The sequence below is a fragment of the Pseudomonas sp. GW822-FHT02E03 genome (genome assembly GCF_058802325.1).
The window spans coordinates 1-16,707 of record NZ_JBXAOA010000069.1; the positions used below are offsets into that span (position 1 = coordinate 1).

At 60.2% G+C, this 16,707-nt stretch carries 14 protein-coding genes; 7 read left to right on the forward strand and 7 right to left on the reverse strand.

All coding sequences use genetic code 11. The features are described 5' to 3' along the window. Positions 1 to 104 precede the first annotated feature (104 nt). Entirely contained in the window at positions 105 to 1,400 is a 1,296-nt protein-coding gene (locus tag AC1RQB_RS26985) for an OprD family porin (RefSeq protein ID WP_063343424.1), read from the reverse strand. A 336-nt stretch (positions 1,401 to 1,736) separates the two neighbouring features. On the opposite strand from AC1RQB_RS26985, the gene AC1RQB_RS26990 reads away from it, so the two are divergent. Beyond that, a complete protein-coding gene (locus AC1RQB_RS26990) occupies positions 1,737 to 2,357 on the forward strand; it encodes a TetR/AcrR family transcriptional regulator (protein WP_007899508.1) in 621 nt (206 codons plus the stop codon). Between the two features lie 112 nt (positions 2,358 to 2,469). Here the strand turns inward: AC1RQB_RS26990 and preA are convergent, their stop codons facing one another. The 3 genes from preA to hydA form a co-directional block, all read right to left on the reverse strand. Further along, entirely contained in the window at positions 2,470 to 3,744 is a 1,275-nt protein-coding gene (gene preA, locus AC1RQB_RS26995; RefSeq protein ID WP_063343425.1) for an NAD-dependent dihydropyrimidine dehydrogenase subunit PreA, read from the reverse strand. Further along, a complete protein-coding gene (locus AC1RQB_RS27000; RefSeq protein WP_063343426.1) occupies positions 3,745 to 5,112 on the reverse strand; it encodes an NAD(P)-dependent oxidoreductase in 1,368 nt (455 codons plus the stop codon). It abuts the gene before it with no gap. A 160-nt stretch (positions 5,113 to 5,272) separates the two neighbouring features. Beyond that, entirely contained in the window at positions 5,273 to 6,712 is a 1,440-nt protein-coding gene (hydA, locus tag AC1RQB_RS27005) for a dihydropyrimidinase (RefSeq protein ID WP_063343427.1), read from the reverse strand. Between the two features lie 622 nt (positions 6,713 to 7,334). Here hydA and AC1RQB_RS27010 point away from each other — a divergent pair. Further along, positions 7,335 to 8,819: an NCS1 family nucleobase:cation symporter-1 gene (locus AC1RQB_RS27010; protein ID WP_063343428.1), complete on the forward strand. Its 1,485-nt coding sequence runs from the start codon at positions 7,335 to 7,337 to the stop codon at positions 8,817 to 8,819. 129 nt (positions 8,820 to 8,948) lie between these two features. Further along, a complete protein-coding gene (locus tag AC1RQB_RS27015; protein ID WP_063343429.1) occupies positions 8,949 to 10,232 on the forward strand; it encodes a Zn-dependent hydrolase in 1,284 nt (427 codons plus the stop codon). A gap of 40 nt (positions 10,233 to 10,272) precedes the next feature. Here AC1RQB_RS27015 and AC1RQB_RS27020 read toward each other — a convergent pair whose 3' ends face one another. Then, complete coding sequence (locus tag AC1RQB_RS27020; protein ID WP_063343430.1) at positions 10,273 to 10,686, reverse strand: DUF6691 family protein; 414 nt, start codon at positions 10,684 to 10,686, stop codon at positions 10,273 to 10,275. Positions 10,687 to 10,688: 2 nt separating this feature from the next. Beyond that, positions 10,689 to 11,123 (reverse strand): YeeE/YedE family protein, encoded by a 435-nt coding sequence (locus AC1RQB_RS27025; RefSeq protein WP_063343431.1) that lies wholly within the window; start codon positions 11,121 to 11,123, stop codon positions 10,689 to 10,691. Between the two features lie 140 nt (positions 11,124 to 11,263). Here AC1RQB_RS27025 and AC1RQB_RS27030 point away from each other — a divergent pair, with 140 nt between their 5' ends. The 4 genes from AC1RQB_RS27030 to AC1RQB_RS27045 all read left to right on the forward strand — a co-directional run bounded on the left by AC1RQB_RS27030 (position 11,264) and on the right by AC1RQB_RS27045 (position 14,746). Next, a complete protein-coding gene (locus tag AC1RQB_RS27030) occupies positions 11,264 to 11,698 on the forward strand; it encodes a carboxymuconolactone decarboxylase family protein (RefSeq protein WP_063343432.1) in 435 nt (144 codons plus the stop codon). Between the two features lie 3 nt (positions 11,699 to 11,701). After that, positions 11,702 to 12,595, forward strand: coding sequence for an RNA polymerase sigma factor SigJ (gene sigJ / locus AC1RQB_RS27035; RefSeq protein ID WP_063343433.1), 894 nt, complete (start codon positions 11,702 to 11,704; stop codon positions 12,593 to 12,595). A gap of 212 nt (positions 12,596 to 12,807) precedes the next feature. Beyond that, positions 12,808 to 14,304 carry a helix-turn-helix transcriptional regulator gene (locus AC1RQB_RS27040; protein ID WP_008073864.1) on the forward strand — a complete coding sequence of 499 codons (1,497 nt, stop codon included), beginning with the start codon at positions 12,808 to 12,810 and terminating at the stop codon, positions 14,302 to 14,304. Positions 14,305 to 14,497: 193 nt separating this feature from the next. Next, positions 14,498 to 14,746, forward strand: a complete 249-nt coding sequence (locus tag AC1RQB_RS27045; RefSeq protein WP_008073863.1) for a DUF1652 domain-containing protein — start codon at positions 14,498 to 14,500, stop codon at positions 14,744 to 14,746. A gap of 474 nt (positions 14,747 to 15,220) precedes the next feature. Here the strand turns inward: AC1RQB_RS27045 and AC1RQB_RS27050 are convergent, their stop codons facing one another. Then, positions 15,221 to 16,336, reverse strand: coding sequence for a Gfo/Idh/MocA family protein (locus tag AC1RQB_RS27050; protein ID WP_063343434.1), 1,116 nt, complete (start codon positions 16,334 to 16,336; stop codon positions 15,221 to 15,223). Positions 16,337 to 16,707: the final 371 nt, after the last annotated feature.

Below are 16,707 nucleotides of genomic sequence, written 5' to 3' on the forward strand. Positions count from 1 at the left end.
CCCCCCCCCCCCCCCCCCCCCCCCCCCCCCCCCCCCCCCCCCCCCCCCCCCCCCCCCCCCCGCTCCCACATGGGATTTATGCCAACCTGCAAAAGTGCCGCGCCTCACAACAACGAAATCGGGTAACTGATAAAGATCCTGTTCTCATCGAATTCATTGGTGCTGAAATCGCGGCGGATGGTCGCGTTGCGCCATTTGACGTTGAGGCTCTTCAGCGCGCCGCTTTGCACGGTGTAGGCCAGTTCCGATTCGCGGCCCCATTCCTTGCCATCGGTGATCGCCCCGGTGTGCACGTTATCGCCGCTGATGTAGCGGTTCATCAGCGTCAGGCCGGGGATGCCGAGGGCGACGAAGTTGTAGTCGTGACGCACCTGCCAGGAGCGTTCCTTGGCGTTGTCATAGCTGGCGTTGTAGCTGTCGTTGGCCAGCGTGCCGCCGCTGGTGCCGTTGACGCGCATCCAGGCGCTGTCGCCGCTGAGTTTTTGCAGGCCGACATAGAAGGTGTTGCCGCCATATTTGGCCGAGAGCAGGGCGAACGCGGTTTTGTTATCGAGGTCGCCGGCCAGGGCGTTGCCGTCTTCCTTGCCGATGAAGTAACCGAGGTTGGCACCCAGGGTCCAGTCGCCCATGGGCTGGCTATGGCTCAGGTTGAAATACTGCTGCTGGTAAATGTCGCTGAGTTCCGCGTACCAGACGCCGACCTGAGTGCGCTTTTCATTGAACGCATACTCGCCGCCGCCAAAGTTGAAGCGGTCGGAGGTGAACGCGCCTCTGCCGTTCATCGACATGTCTTCCATGCTCGCGTCATTGCGCGGGCTGTTGCCGCGGAACTGGCCGCCGTAGAGCGTCAGGCCGCTGAGTTCGGTGGAGGTGACCTGGCCGCCGCGAAAGGTTTGCGGCAGCGAGCGACCATCATCGGAGCGCAGGATCGGCAGCACCGGCATCCATTCCCCGACCTTCAATTCGGTTTTCGACACCTTGGCTTTCAGCGCCACACCCAGACGGCCGAAGTTGTCGGCGGGGCGGCCGTCATCATGGATCGGCAGCAATTGCGTGCCGCCCGTGCCCTTACCGCCGTCGAGTTTCTGCGAGTACATACCGAGCACATCCACGCCGAAACCGACGGTGCCCTGGGTGAACCCGGACTTGGCGTCGAGGATGAAGTTTTGCGTCCACTCTTCAGCCTTGCCCTGGGCATTGTTCGGGTTGGTGAAGTTGCGATTGATATAGGCGTTACGCAGGTTCAGCGTGGCCTTGGCGTCATCGACGAAACCTTCGGCCTGGCTGATCATGGGCAGGGCAAGGGCCAGGCTGCTGCAACCGATCAGGCTGAGGGTATGGCGACGGACGAAGGTGGAGCGAGGGGTGTCGGCGAAGGAATGGCGGGCGAGTCTGCTCACGATAACGTTCCCTTGGTTTTTGTTATTTTTATTTTGTTATACGTCGTCGTACAACATTGGCGGCGATTATTTGCGAGGCTTTAAGGGGATGTCAATCACAAGTTATACGATGACTTGTCGAAGACCACCTTCAATGGGAAGCGACCGGTTATGGCTGGGGATGGGTAAACGCAGACCTCTGTGGGAGCAAGACTGCTCGCGATGGCGGTCTGTCAGCCGACATCAATGTTGACTGTCACCGAGCCGCAAGACCACCGTACGAAGTTTCGTTTTCCCCTGTCGCCCCGATCCAGAGCGGATGCTAGTCTTGACCAACGCTGTTGTCAGGGAGCCCTCATGGGCAATCACAAGATCGAGATTCGTCGCAGTAACGTCGAGAAAATTCTGCTGGGGGCCGAAAAAGTCTTCGCCGAAAAAGGTTTCGGCAGCACCGCCATGGCCGACATCGCCGCCGAAGTGCAACTGCCGCGTTCCAATCTGCATTATTACTTCAGCACCAAGAGCGAGTTGTACAGCGCGGTGCTCCTGGGTTTACTGGAGGTCTGGAAGCAGGACGCCTTGTGCTTCGAGATGTTCGATGACCCGCGAGTGGTGCTCAGCAGCTACATCCGCGCCAAGATGAACCATTCCCGCAGCCGGCCGTACGGCTCGAAAGTCTGGGCCAACGAAATCATCCACGGTGCGCCGACACTGGGCGAGAAACTGGACGCCAGCCTGTACGACTGGGCCAAGATGAAAGAAGCGAAAATTCGCCAGTGGGTGGAGGACAAACGCATCCTGCCGGTGGAGCCTTCCAGCCTGCTATACATGATCTGGGCCTCGACCCAGCATTACGCCGACTTCGATCACCAGGTGAATATTCTTAATGATCACCAGCCGCTGTCGGACATGCAGTTCGAGCGGGCGGTGCAGACGGTGACCAGCGTGATCTTGCGCGGGATCGGGTTGGAGCCGTAACCAGATCGTTCCCACGCTCTGCGTGGGAATGCCTCAATGGACGCTCTGCGTCCGCTCTTGGGACGCGGAGCGTCCCGGGCTGCATTCCCACGCGGAGCATGGGAACGATCGGTTAGACGGTGGTGTGATAGGGATTGCGCGGATCATGATTCCAGTCCAGAAACGGCTTGCCCGTATCCATCGGCACCATCTCGATGCAATCCTGCACCGGACACGTGATCTGACACAGATTGCACCCCACACACTCATCATCGATCACTTCATATTTATGCGTCCCGTCCGCCTGCTTAAGGCTGGCAATCGCCTGGTGCGAGGTATCTTCGCAAGCGATGTGGCAGCGACCGCAGCCGATACACGCCTCCTGATCAATCTTCGCAATCACCTGGTAGTTGATGTCCAGGTACTTCCAGTCCGTGGTATTGCCCACCGCACGCCCGGAAAATTCTGACACGCTTGCGTAGCCCTGACTGTCCATCCAGCGCGACAAACCGTCCTTCATCTCCTCGACAATCCGGAAACCATGCAGCATCGCCGCCGTGCATACCTGCACCGAACCGCTGCCCAGGGCAATGAATTCTGCCGCATCGCGCCAACTGCCGATGCCGCCAATGCCAGAGATCGGCAGACCTTGGGTCTGAGGATCGCGGGCGATCTCGGCGACCATGTTCAGCGCGATCGGCTTCACCGCCGAGCCGCAATAACCACCATGGGTGCTTTGGCTGCCGACGGCGGGGTTAGCGACCATGCGTTCCAGGTTGACGCTGGTGATCGAGTTGATCGTGTTGATCAACGACACCGCATCGGCCCCGCCACGGTAAGCGGCACGGGCAGCGACACGGATGTCGGTGATGTTCGGTGTGAGCTTGACGATCACCGGCAGCGAGCAATACGTCTTGCACCAGCGGGTGACCTGCTCGACGTATTCCGGCACCTGGCCGACCGCCGCGCCCATGCCCCGTTCCGGCATGCCGTGGGGGCAACCGAAATTCAGTTCGATGCCATCGGCCCCGGTGGCTTCCACCAGCGGCAGGATGTTTTTCCACGATTCTTCGACACAGGGCACCATCAGCGACACGATCAGCGCGCGGTCCGGCCAGTCCTTTTTGACTTGGGTGATTTCCCGCAGGTTGATGTCCAGCGAACGGTCGGTGATCAGCTCGATGTTGTTAAAACCAAGTACCTCCCGATTAGCCCCGAAGTGCGCCGAGTAGCGTGATGACACGTTGACCGCCGCCGGGTCTTCACCCAGGGTTTTCCAGACCACGCCGCCCCAGCCGGCCTCGAATGCGCGAACCACGTTGTAGGCTTTGTCGGTCGGCGGCGCGGAGGCCAGCCAGAATGGATTGGGGGCTTTGATGCCGGCGAAGACAATCGAGAGATCGGCCATTTACGCAGCCTCCACGTTGAGCATGAGTTGAGCGTTGATGGCCTCGGCGGCCAGCTTGCCGTGTTGCACGGCCTGCACGGTGAGGTCCTGATCGAGGCTGGTGCAATCGCCGCCGGCATACACGCCGGGAATGCTGGTGCGCAGCTGTTCGTCGACGAGGATGCGGTCGCCTTGACGCTTGAGTTCACGGGCCAGCGGATCGGCGAGGGCGCTGCCGTCGAAAGCCTGGCCGATGGCTTTGAAGATCGCGTCGGCGGCCAGTTCGAAGGTTTCGCCGGTGGTTTGCAGACGACCTTCCACCAACCGGGTGCGGGCGAAGCGCATGCCGCGCACCTGGCCGTTCTCATCAAGCAGGACTTCGTCGGGTTGTGCCCACGTCAGTAGCCGTACCTGATTGGCCTTGGCTATGTCTTGTTCGTGGTCGGTGGCGCCCATGTCCGGGGCGCCGCGGCGGTACACCAGATTCACGTCGCGAGCGCCGAGGCGAGCCATTTGCACGGCCATGTCGATGGCGGTGTTACCGGCACCAAGGACAATGCAGTGCTCGGCCAGTGGCAGTTGCGTCAGGTCATCGGCCTGGCGCAATTCGCGGATGTAGTCAGTGGCGGCGAGCAGGCCGGGGGCATCCTCATGGGCTAGCCCCAGCTGTTTGCTGGCGGCCAGACCGAGGCCAAGGAACACCGCGTCGAATTGCTGATGCAGTTCGCTGAGGGTCAGGTTGTCGCCGAGTTTCTGGCCGTGGCGGATTTCGATCCCGCCGATCCCCATCAGGAACTCGAGCTCCTTTTGCGCGTAATCGTCCACCAGCTTGTACTTGGCAATTCCGTATTCGTTGAGGCCGCCAGCCTTTTCCCGCGCCTCGAAAATCACCACGTCATGGCCGTGCATGGCGCTGCGGTGCGCACACGACAAACCGGCCGGGCCGGCACCGACCACGGCGATGCGCTTGCCGGTCGGGGCGGCGCGCTGGAACGGGTGCTCGCTGAAATGGGCGTTGTCCACAGCATAGCGTTGCAACAGGCCGATCAGCACCGGCGCGCATTCCTGGGCGTTGTTGCGCACGCAGGCCTGCTGGCAAAGAATCTCCGTCGGGCAGACCCGGGCGCAACTGCCGCCGAGGATATTCGCCGAGAGGATTTTCTGCGCGGCGCCCTGAACGTTCTCCTGATGGATATTGCGGATGAACGACGGAATATCGATGTCGCTCGGGCAGGCATTCACGCAGGGCGCGTCGTAGCAATACAGGCAGCGGGAGGCTTCCAGATGGGCCTGACGGTCGTTGAGCGGTGGCGCCAGATCGGTGAAATGGCCGGCGAGGGTGGCCGCGTCCTCATGGGGATGCGGGAGGTGGTTCAGGGTCTTGATCACGGTGTTGGCCTCACGGTTATTTGAGGTATTGCCTCTGGTGGGCTGATCGTTCCCATGCTCTGCGTGGGAATGCCTCAAGGGACGCTCCGCGTTCCAATGGGACGCAGAGCGTCCCGGGCTGCATTACCACGCAGAGCGTGGGAACGATCGTGGGTACGGCTCAGCGTTTCACTGCCGTCGGCTTATTCATCTCAGCCCGCTTGCTCAGCAAATCAAACACCGCCGGATACGCCGGCCGTTCGACATACCGACCGGCACCACGCTCGGCCCGCAAATCACCATCGGCCCACACCACTCGGCCCTGGCTGACGGTGTGGCTCGGCACGCCGCGCACGGTCTTGCCTTCAAAGATGTTGAAGTCGACTTGCTGGTGATGAGTCTTGGCTGAAATCGTCCGCGTACCTTGCGGATCCCAGAGCACCAGATCCGCATCGGCGCCCACTCGAATCGCACCCTTGCGCGGGTAGAGGTTGAAGATTTTCGCGGTGTTGGTAGAGGTGAGGGCAACGAAGTGCTGCATCGACAAACGTCCGGTATTCACCCCTTCATCCCAGAGCACCGCCATGCGGTCTTCGATACCGGCGGTGCCGTTCGGGATTTTGCTGAAGTCGTCACGGCCGGCAGCTTTTTGCTCGGCGCAGAAGCAGCAATGGTCAGTGGCGGTGGTGTGCAGGTTGCCCGCTTGCAGGCCATGCCAAAGGGCTTCCTGATGGCCGCGAGGACGGAAGGGCGGGCTCATCACGTAACCGGCGGCGGTCTGCCAGTCCGGGTGTTGGTAAACGCTGTCGTCCAGCAGCAGATGCCCGGCCAGCACTTCGCCGTAGACCTGTTGACCTTTGCTGCGGGCGTAGGTGATTTCGTCGAGGGCTTCCTTGGTCGAGACGTGGACCAGGTACAGCGGCGTGCCGAGGGTTTCGGCGATGCGGATCGCCCGGCTCGCGGCTTCACCTTCCACCTGCGAAGGCCGCGACAGCGGGTGTGCTTCCGGCCCGGTCATGCCCTGGGCCATCAATTTGCGTTGCAGGTGATAGACCAGCTCGCCGTTTTCCGCATGCACGGTCGGCACCGCGCCCAATTCCAGGCAGCGCTCGAAGCTCGCCACCAATGTGTCGTCGGCGGCCATGATCGCGTTCTTGTAGGCCATGAAATGCTTGAAGCTGTTGACCCCATGCTGGCTGACCAGCTCGGCCATTTCCTCGCGGACCTGCTCGCTCCACCAGGTGATGGCGACGTGGAAACCGTAATCCGACGCAGACTTCTCGGCCCAGCCGCGCCATTGATGAAACGCCTCCATCAACGATTGCTGCGGGTTGGGAATCACGAAGTCGATGATCGAGGTGGTGCCGCCGGCAAGCCCTGCCGCGGTGCCGCTGAAGAAGTCCTCGCTGGCCACCGTGCCCATGAAGGGCAGCTGCATATGAGTGTGCGGGTCGATGCCGCCGGGCATCAGGTATTGGCCGCTGCCATCGAGCACCTCGGCATCGGTGGGAACATCGAGGTTTTCACCGATGGCTTTGATCACGCCGTCGGCGCAATAGACGTCGGCGCGATAACTTTCATCATGGGTAATAACGGTGGCGCCACGGATCAACAGAGACATTCCGAGTTCCTCGCAGGCATTGACCGACTGATGCCGGTTCTAAATGTTTTATATGAAGCAGACGCCAATCGGTGTATTCCTGTCAGCGCTGTCAAGAATAGACGCTAGCTGCAGTTTGTCGATTGAGCAAGAATATTTTTTATAAGCTTATTACTTATTTAACTGATTGATAAATAACGATAAAAACTGAAAATCACCAAAATGGTGAGGCCTCTCACCATTTTGACGCACTTGACAGGTTCCAAAAATAGACGAGATTTTCTATGTGAAATCAGCCGCTTGAGGATGGTCTATGGTTGATGCGCAATCTTTCAAAAAAGATCGACGCACCAGATTGAGTCCTGACTATTCGGACAACTTGCCTGACATTCGGCCTGAGTGGCATGGCAACTCACCGCGGATTCAATAGTTGGATAAATAAAGCTGATTAATATCAGTTGGTTAGCGAAATTTCATGGCACTGCCCGATGCGCTAGCGGGGCACCCGGCACGTTTATTGATGCCGCCGCTGACACCTTGGCCGGTCCATGAAAGTTGTCAGTTTCTCCGGCCATCGTCCGGCTCGCGCCCCTCGCGCCAGCCCCTGATGAGCAAAAATAATCAAAAGAACAGTGGAGCGGCCATGCAACAGATCAGATCGCAAGTGACCGAGCGCGACGGCTTGTTTGAGCTCGAAGCCGGCAGCGACGTCCTCGACAGTCCCCGTTACAACCACGACATGGCACCGACCAAGGTGCGCGAACGAACCTGGAACAAATGGCACATCACTGCGCTGTGGGTCGGCATGGCGATCTGCGTGCCGACCTACACCCTCGGCGGCGTGCTCACCGCCTATTTCGGCCTGACCGTCGGTGAAGCGCTGCTGGCGATTCTGTTCGCCAACATCATCGTGCTGATCCCGCTGACCCTGAACGCCTTCCCCGGCACCAAGTACGGCATTCCGTTTCCGGTGTTGCTGCGCTCATCCTTCGGCATCCTCGGTTCCAACATACCGTGCCTGATTCGTGCCCTGGTGGCGTGTGGCTGGTTCGGCATCCAGACCATGTTCGGCGGGCTGGCCATTCACCTGTTTCTCGGTTCGGTGTTCGATGACTGGAAAGCCCTCGGCGGTACCGGTGAGGTGATCGGCTTCATGGTGTTCTGGGCCTTGAACCTGTGGGTGGTGATTCGCGGCGCGGACTCGATCAAATGGCTGGAAACCCTTTCGGCGCCGTTGTTGGTGCTGGTGGGCGTGGGGTTGCTGGTGTGGGCGATGCCAAACGTGTCGATGACCGAGTTGCTGGCGATCCCGGCCAAGCGTCCGGAAGGGGCCAGCGTGGTCAGTTATTTTGCCGCCGGGCTGACCGCCATGGTTGGGTTCTGGGCCACTTTGTCGCTGAACATTCCGGACTTCAGCCGCTACGCGAAAAGCCAGAAGGATCAGATCGTCGGGCAGATCATCGGCTTGCCCTTGACCATGTTCCTGTTCGCCTCCCTCGGCGTGGTGATGACGGCCGCCTCGGTAAAACTGGTGGGCGTCACTGTCTCTGATCCGGTCACTCTGATCGGCCATATCCAGAGCCCGGTCTGGGTCGCCCTGGCCATGGCGCTGATCATCATCGCTACGTTGTCCACCAACACTGCGGCCAACATCGTGTCGCCGACCAACGATTTCCAGAACGTCGCGCCCAAGTACATCAACCGCACCACAGCGGTGATGCTCACGGGGCTGGTCGGGTTGGCGCTGATGGCCCATGAGTTGCTGAAAAAGCTTGGACTGATCGTTTCGGATTTAAGCCTGGAGACGGTGTATTCAAACTGGTTGCTGGGCTATTCGAGCCTGCTGGGCCCGATCGCCGGGATCATGGTGGTGGACTATTTCCTGATCAAGAAACAGCAACTGGACTTGGCGGGGCTCTACCGCGATGACGTTTATCCGGCGTGGAACTGGTTCGGCTTTATCGCGTTCGGCGTGCCGGTAGCGCTGACGCTGTTGTCGCTGGGCAGCGATGCATTCAGCTGGTTCTACGACTATGGCTGGTTCACCGGCTCGGTGCTGGGTGGGCTGATTTATTACGGGTTGTGCTCGATGCGCCCCAGCCCATCAATCGCGAAGTCCACGGTTTGATCGTTCCCACGCTCTGCGTGGGAATGCAGCCCGGGACGCTCCGCGTCCCAGAAGCGGACGCAGAGCGTCCATGGATGAATTCCCACGCAGAGCGTGGGAACTATCAGAAGAAGAACTGAGGAGATCACCATGAACGCTGCCATAGACGTTCTGCAGTCCACCCATCAGCACATCAACCGCGACCGTCTGTGGCAGTCGCTCATGGACCTGGCCAAACTCGGTGCCACGGTCAAGGGCGGCGTCTGCCGGCTGGCCCTGACCGACCTAGACCGCCAGGCCCGGGACATCTTCGTGAATTGGTGCGAGGAAGCCGGCTGCACCGTCAGCATCGACGCTGTCGGCAACATCTTCGCCCGCCGTCCGGGGCGCAACCCGAACCTGCCGCCGGTGATGACCGGCAGCCACATCGACACTCAACCCACCGGCGGCAAGTTCGATGGCTGCTTCGGCGTGCTCGCCGGGGTCGAAGTCTTGCGCACCCTCAATGACCTGAAGGTGGAAACCGAAGCGCCGCTGGAAGTGGTGGTCTGGACCAACGAAGAAGGCTCGCGCTTCGCTCCCTGCATGATGGGCTCCGGCGTGTTCGCGGAAAAATTCACCCTGGAAGAAACCCTGGCCAAGGTCGATGCCGAGGGCGTGACCGTCGGCGAAGCCTTGAACGCCATCGGCTATGCCGGGCCGCGCAAGGTCAGCGGCCATGCCGTCGGCGCGTATTTCGAGGCGCACATCGAGCAAGGCCCGATTCTTGAAGACGAACACAAAACCATCGGCGTGGTAATGGGCGCCCTCGGGCAAAAATGGTTCGACCTGAAACTGCGCGGCGTCGAAGCCCACGCCGGCCCGACACCGATGCACCTGCGCAAGGACGCTCTGGTCGGTGCCTCGGTGATCGTCGGCGCGGTCAATCGCGCCGCCCTCGGCCATCAGCCCCATGCGTGCGGCACCGTCGGCTGCCTGCAAGCCTACCCCGGCTCGCGCAACGTGATTCCTGGCGAAGTGCGCATGACCCTGGACTTCCGTCATCTGGAACCGGCGCGACTCGATTCAATGATCGCCGAAGTCCGTGAGGTCATCGAAACCACCTGCGAGGAACACGGCCTGACCTTCGAACTGACCCCCACCGCCGACTTCCCGCCGCTGTACTTCGACAAGGGCTGCGTCGAAGCGGTACGCGGCGCGGCGCAAGGGTTGGGTTTATCGCACATGGACATCGTCAGCGGGGCAGGGCATGACGCGATCTTCCTCGCCGAACTCGGCCCAGCGGGGATGATCTTCGTGCCTTGCGAAGGCGGCATCAGCCACAACGAAATCGAAAACGCCGCGCCGGATGACCTCGCCGCCGGGTGTGCGGTGTTGTTGCGGGCAATGCTGGCGGCTTCGGATGCGATTGCCAGAGGCAAGCAAGCGGCTTGAGGCATCGCTGTTCGATAGCCTCATTGTGTTGGCGGGATGCTCAACGGCGGGTTTGCAACGCTTTGAACATCAGCATCCCCGCCAGCATGGCGATGACGAACACCCAGGCCTGCCAGTGACCCGTGGGCAGTAACACCAGCGCCGGGCCGGGGCAGATGCCGGCAATGCCCCAACCGACTCCGAAAAGCAGGCTGCCACCGATCAGGCGTCGATCCAGTTCTCGGCTGATCGGCAACTGAATAGGCGCCCCCAGCAAGGACGTCGGCTGTTTCATGGCCCAATGAAACGGCCCCCAGGCCACGGCAATGGCCCCGATCATGACTAGCGCCAGGGAGGGATCCCACACGCCGGCAATGTCGAGGAAACCCAGCACTTTGGCCGGGTTTGCCATGCCGGCCAGCAACAGGCCAATGCCAAACAGCAGGCCGGCGAGGAAAGCGGTCAGTTTGCGCATGTTCAATACCCCAGCAGATGACGCAGGACGAACACCGTCACGAAGCCGGCGAACATGAAGCTTAAGGTGGCGGCAATGGAGCGTGGTGACAGGCGCGAGATACCGCACACGCCGTGGCCACTGGTGCATCCGGAGCCATAACGAGTGCCGACGCCGACGCACAATCCGGCAATGATCAGACCCACGGTACCGGTTTTGAATTCGATGGCCGGCCATACATAAAACAAAGCCCACAACAACGGCGCCGCCAATAGTCCGAGCAGGAACAGGGCTTTTTCGCCCCGTCCCGAATCATTACGCTCAAGCAGGCTGCCTAGCAGCCCGCTGATCCCGGCAACGCGTCCGTTGGCCACTACCATGACGCTGGCAGCCAGACCGATCAGTACACCTCCGGCCAAAGCGGACCACGGGGTGAAGTGAAGCGAATCAAGCATCATGGCAACTCTCCAGACGGGCAAAGAACGGCACTAAACCACTCTTTTTTGTTTGAGCATAGGGCTGCTTTTGGGTACCCACGTCACAAACCCGAATCCTCAATCGTCATCCTGTTGAACCCCTCAAATAGCGGAGCAACACGATGTCGTCCAACACCCAACCGGTCAACTTGCTGCAATCCATCCCTCAGGTTTTCGAAAGCCTGACCCAGGTTCATGTCACCCTCGACAGCCATGACCTGGACCCGACCCTCAAACACCTGCTGCACCTGCGTGCCTCGCAGATCAACCAATGCGGTTTCTGCGTGAAGATGCACACTCGCGAGGCGCGCGAAGCCAATGAAACCAACGAGCGCCTGGATCGCCTGATCGTCTGGCGTCACGTCAGCGATTTCAGCGCTGCTGAACGCGCAGCCCTGGCCTGGACCGAAGCCTTGACCGTACTCGATGAAAAGACCGATTACGCCAGCCTGCGCGGCGACTTACGTGAACATTTCAACGACGCGCAGATCGGTGCCTTGACGGCCGAGATCGGCATGATCAACCTGTGGAACCGTTTGCAGGTGTCGAGGCACTGATCGATGAACTCCGCTGAAAACGCCGCCGCTGTATTCGAGCAGCGCCGGCCCTTTTTGCTCGGTCTGGCGTATCGCATTCTCGGCTCGCGCACCGAAGCCGAGGATGTGGTGCAAGAGCTGTTCATCAAATGGCTGGAGGCCGACCGGGCCTCCATCGCCACGCCGGCCGCCTGGCTCACCACGGCCTGCACTCGGCACTGCATCGATTTGCTGCGCTCGGCTCATACGTCGCGGGTTGATTACGTCGGTACCTGGCTGCCGGAGCCGATTCACACCACCCATCAGCATTCACCCGAACACATGCATGAACTGGCCTCGTCATTGTCCACCGCGTTCCTGCTCTTGCTGGAACGGCTGACTCCCAAGGAACGCGCCGCGTACCTGCTCTACGAAATTTTCGACATGGATTACGCGCAAGTTGCCGAGGCGATCGGGGTCCAGGAAGCGGCTTGTCGCAAATTGGTATCCCGGGCCAAGGCCGGTCTGGGCAGCGGGCAAATCCGCTATCAGCCGGAGCCGGCGCGTCAGGACCAATTGCTGAGCGCCTTCCACAGCGCCATCGCCAGCGGCTCAACCGCATCCCTGACCGCGCTGCTGGCCGAAGACGTCGAACTCTGCGCCGATGGCGGCGGCAAGGCCTCGGCCATCCGCGAAACCTTGTCTGGCATTACCAGCGTGCTGGATTTCATTGGTCAGTCGTTGCATGTCTATTGGCATACTTGCGAATGGCTGCCCAGCGAAATCAATGGGGCACAAGGCGTGATCATCAAGGCGGACGGGGTCATTACTGCGTCGATGACGTTTGGTTTTGATGAAGCGGGGCGGGTGAGCCGGATTTTTATCATGCGCAATCCGGATAAGCTGGCGGGGCTGGATGCATCGTTGCAAGTGCAATAGTTGATCGTTCCCACGCTCTGCGTGGGAATGCAGCCCGGGACGCTCCGCGTCCCTTTCGAGAGCTGGAACGCGGAGCGTCCCTAGAGGCATTCCCACGCGGAGCGTGGGAACGATCAGCCCGGCGGATGAGTCCTCAGCACTATCCCAATCCCCCGCGGTCGTAATCTTCACAGGGCGGCGCATGAATACGCCGCCGTACGCGTGGAGATCCAATGAGCCAGGACGTCCTGACCACCGAAACCAATCGCCGCCAGTTGCAGCAGATCATCGCCGGTCTGTCCGACGGGGTGATTCTGTTGGAACTCGACCAGACGATCCTCTGGGCCAATGACGCCGCGCTGACCATGCACGGCGTCAGTCGGATCGGTGAGCTGGGGGCCAATGCCAAGGAATACGCGAAGCGGTTTGCCTTGCGTTATCGCAACAATCACCCGGTGGCGACGGAGAATTATCCGATCAGCCGTGTTGCCCGCGGCGAGATGTTCAACGATGTACTGGTTGAATTGACGCCAGTCGAAAACGACGAACGCACCTGGGTCCACAGCGTGCGCAGCATGGTGCTGGCGGATCGCGCCGGCGAGCCGGAGTCGTTGGTGCTGATCATGAACGATGTCACCGAATGGGCCAGCGCCGAGCAGCGTTTCGAAAAGACCTTCAATGCCAACCCGGCCCCGGCGGTGATCTGTCGCCTCAGCGATTTGCGCTACATCAAAGTCAACCAGGGCTTCCTGGAAATGACCGGTTATGCCCGCGATCAGGTGATCGGCACTTCGACCTATGAGCTGGATGTGCTGGAGCGCGCTGAAAACAAGGACCTGGCCAAGCAGCGTTTGCGTGACGGGGCAACCATTCCGCAGATGCAGGCCGAACTGCAATTACCCGACGGTGGCAGCAAACAGGTGATCGTTGCCGGGCAACCACTTGAGCTCAATGACGAAGCTTGCATTCTGTTTTCCTTCGTCGATATGGAGCTCAGGCACAAGGCCGAAATTGCCCTGCGCCAGAGCGAGGAACGGTTCGCCAAAGCCTTTCGTCTCACCCCGATACCGATCCTGGTGTGCAGCGCCGACGATCAAGTGGTGATGGACGTCAACGAAGCGTTTCTCGATACCCTCGCATGCCCGAGTGAAGAGGTGCTCGGCAAGACCGTGGCGCAACTCGGTTTCATCGATGACGCAGGCGCTCGCACGCGGCTGTTTGCAGCCCTGGAGAAAACCGGGAGTGTGGATCGCGTCGATGTCAGGGTGCGCCGCAAGGATGCCGGGCTGATCGATTGCGCCGTCTCGGCGGACACCGTGAACATTCAGGGTGGCACTTGCTACCTGCTGGTATTGATGGACATTACGGAGCGCAAACGCACCGAGCTGGAACTGGTGTCAGCCATTGAAGAGGTGATGAAAGATGCCTCCTGGTTCAGCCGCACGCTGATCGAAAAACTCGCCAACGTGAAGAACGTCAATTCACCGCAGTTGCCCACTGTGTCGTTCACCGAACTGACCGCGCGAGAGCGCGATGTGCTCGGCTTGATCTGTGAAGGCCTGGCCGACAAGGAAATCGCCGCACGCCTGAAACTGGCGCCTAATACGGTGCGTAATCATGTTTCGACGGTGTATTCCAAACTCGACGTGCACAGCCGCAGCGAGGCGATTGTATGGGCTCGCGAACGGGGTCTGTTCTCCAGCGAGAGGCGGCCCAAGGGGCAACGTTAAGATGCAAATGCACTAGTTGGGATGGTGCAATTTGATGTTCTGCTCAGGGGCTGGTTTTTCTAGGCTGTGAGGGTGCGATACGTGGCTTCGAGCCGGTATCGCGTCCTCTTCGAAGCAGCTAAAGGAACAGCCACATGGGTGCGAACAGTTCAAGCGTGGAGTCGATTTCAGGTCGTCGCCAAGGTGAATCGGGATGAATCATCTGGCGCAATTGCGTATGCAACTGGAGCGGAGTTTTTCGCCGTTGGCCTGTGAGTGCGCGCTCACCGGGGATAACTCGTTGACGGTGAAGCTTTATCATCCGGCGACGGGGCAGGTGGATCTGGTGGTCAGCGGGTTGAGCATGGTGAATCTCAGGACGCCGGAGGCGTTGACGGCGTTGATTGAAGAGTTGCGGTACGAGCTTGAGAGCATTGGTCTGCATCGGTCCAGTGCGTTGTAGGCGCTGACTTGTTTCCCGCTGCTTATGGTTTCGCCAGCACAGTCTATTAGGCGTTTTTCTGGCATTGGCGGGTGGCTGGGCTATAAGGAATGCGAGGTATTTCTTTTCTGTGACGGGGCCGCGGGTAGGCGGTGTGGTTTTTGTGTCGCGGAAAATGTCGATTACTCACCGCGGGTCAGCCTATGAACAGCCTTGGGATACATATTTTTTCGCCACTGTCGCTCGTACTCTGCGCGGCGATTCTGGGTGGATGCGCCAGTCCGCCACCTCCACCACCCGCTGCGCCGCCACCGCCACCGGTTCGTACCTGCCAGACCTCCGAAAACACCGATGTGCAGGGTGATATGAGGGCAGAAGGGCAGGTGACGCGGACCACGACCCTGACCCGTTGCGTCACTCAGTAAGTTTGCTCCGGTTAATGGCGTTTACCGCCAGTGGCCCTCTGCGACTGGCGGGTGTCGCCCGAGCGGCGATTCAGACTTCCTCGATCCTGACCCAACGCGACTCGTGTGCCGCCAAACGAATCGCTGTCGCCAGGCGTTCGACTTCCCATGCCTGCTCGAAATCTGTCCCGTCCTGACCGAGGCCGGCCAGCGCCATCACCAACTCATGCACTTCCAGAGTCTTGAGTTCGTTGTAACCCAACTGATGCCCCGGTGCCGGGCTGAAAGCGGCATAACCCGGTAAATCCGGCCCTGCCAATAGCCGTTGAAAACCGCCTTGCCCTGCGCGATACATCCGCAGTTCATTCAAGCGTTCCTGATCGAACGCCAGGGTGCCCCGGGTGCCGCTGATTTCAAAACTCAGGTGATTCTTGTAACCGTGTTTGAGCCAACTGCTGCTGAACGTCCCGCGCGCGCCGTTGGCGAACCGCAGCAACGCGTGGACCTGATCGTCCACCGCGACCTCGCGTCGTTCCTGGCCACCTAACGTAACGGGGCGTTGCGCATGCACGGTCTGGGTATCTGCGCACACCGCCTGAATATCGCCAAGCAGATGACGGGCCATGGCCAGCAAGTGACTGCCCAGGTCCGCCAAGGCACCGCCGGCGTAATCGGCGTCACAGCGCCAGGACCAGGGTGAAACGGGATCGGCCATGAAGTCTTCGCTGAATTCGCCCTGGAAACTGATGATCTGTCCCAACGCTCCGCTTTGAATCAAATCCCGAGCGAGGCCGATGATCGGATTGTGCTGGTAGTTATAGCCGACCCGCGTCACCACGCCCGCAGCTTTAGCGGCCAGACGCATGGCGCTGGCCTGTTCGAGGTTCACCGCCAGCGGTTTTTCGCAGTACACCGGCTTGCCGGCGGCGAGAGCGGCCATGGCCATGGGGTAGTGCAGATGATTGGGGGTTGTGATGGCGATCAGATTGACCTTGGGATCGTTGATCAGCTGTTGCCAGTCACTGTGAGCGGCATCAAAGCCCCACGCGTCGGCGCAGTGCCGGGCTCGCTGCGGATCGGCGTCGGCGAGGGCAGCCAGTTTGAGCTTCAGCGGCAATTCAAAAACGGCGCTGACGTTGCGAAAGGCCAAGGCGTGGGCGCGGCCCATGAAACCTGTGCCAATGAGTCCGATACCGAGTTCGCGCATAGCCGGGGTCCTTTGGATTTTTATTTTCAGGAGGGCTATTTATGGAATAAAAATTCCTAATATGCAAATGGTGGAATAAATATTCTTATGCGATGGGTCCGTTACGGCTGCGATCCGATCGTTCCCACGCTCCGCGTGGGAATGCAGCCAGGGGCGCTCCGCGTCCCAAAAGAGCGGACGCAGAGCGTCCGGTGAGGCATTCCCACGCAGAGCGTGGGAACGATCAGTGGTGAGTACTGAAAACTAAAAAGGCAGCCCTGAGGCTAATGCTGGTGAGTTAAGAAATTTGAGCGACGAAAATCCTGTGGGAGCGGGGGGGGGGGGGGGGGGGGGGGGGGGGGGGGGGGGGGGGGGGGGGGGGGGGGGGGGGG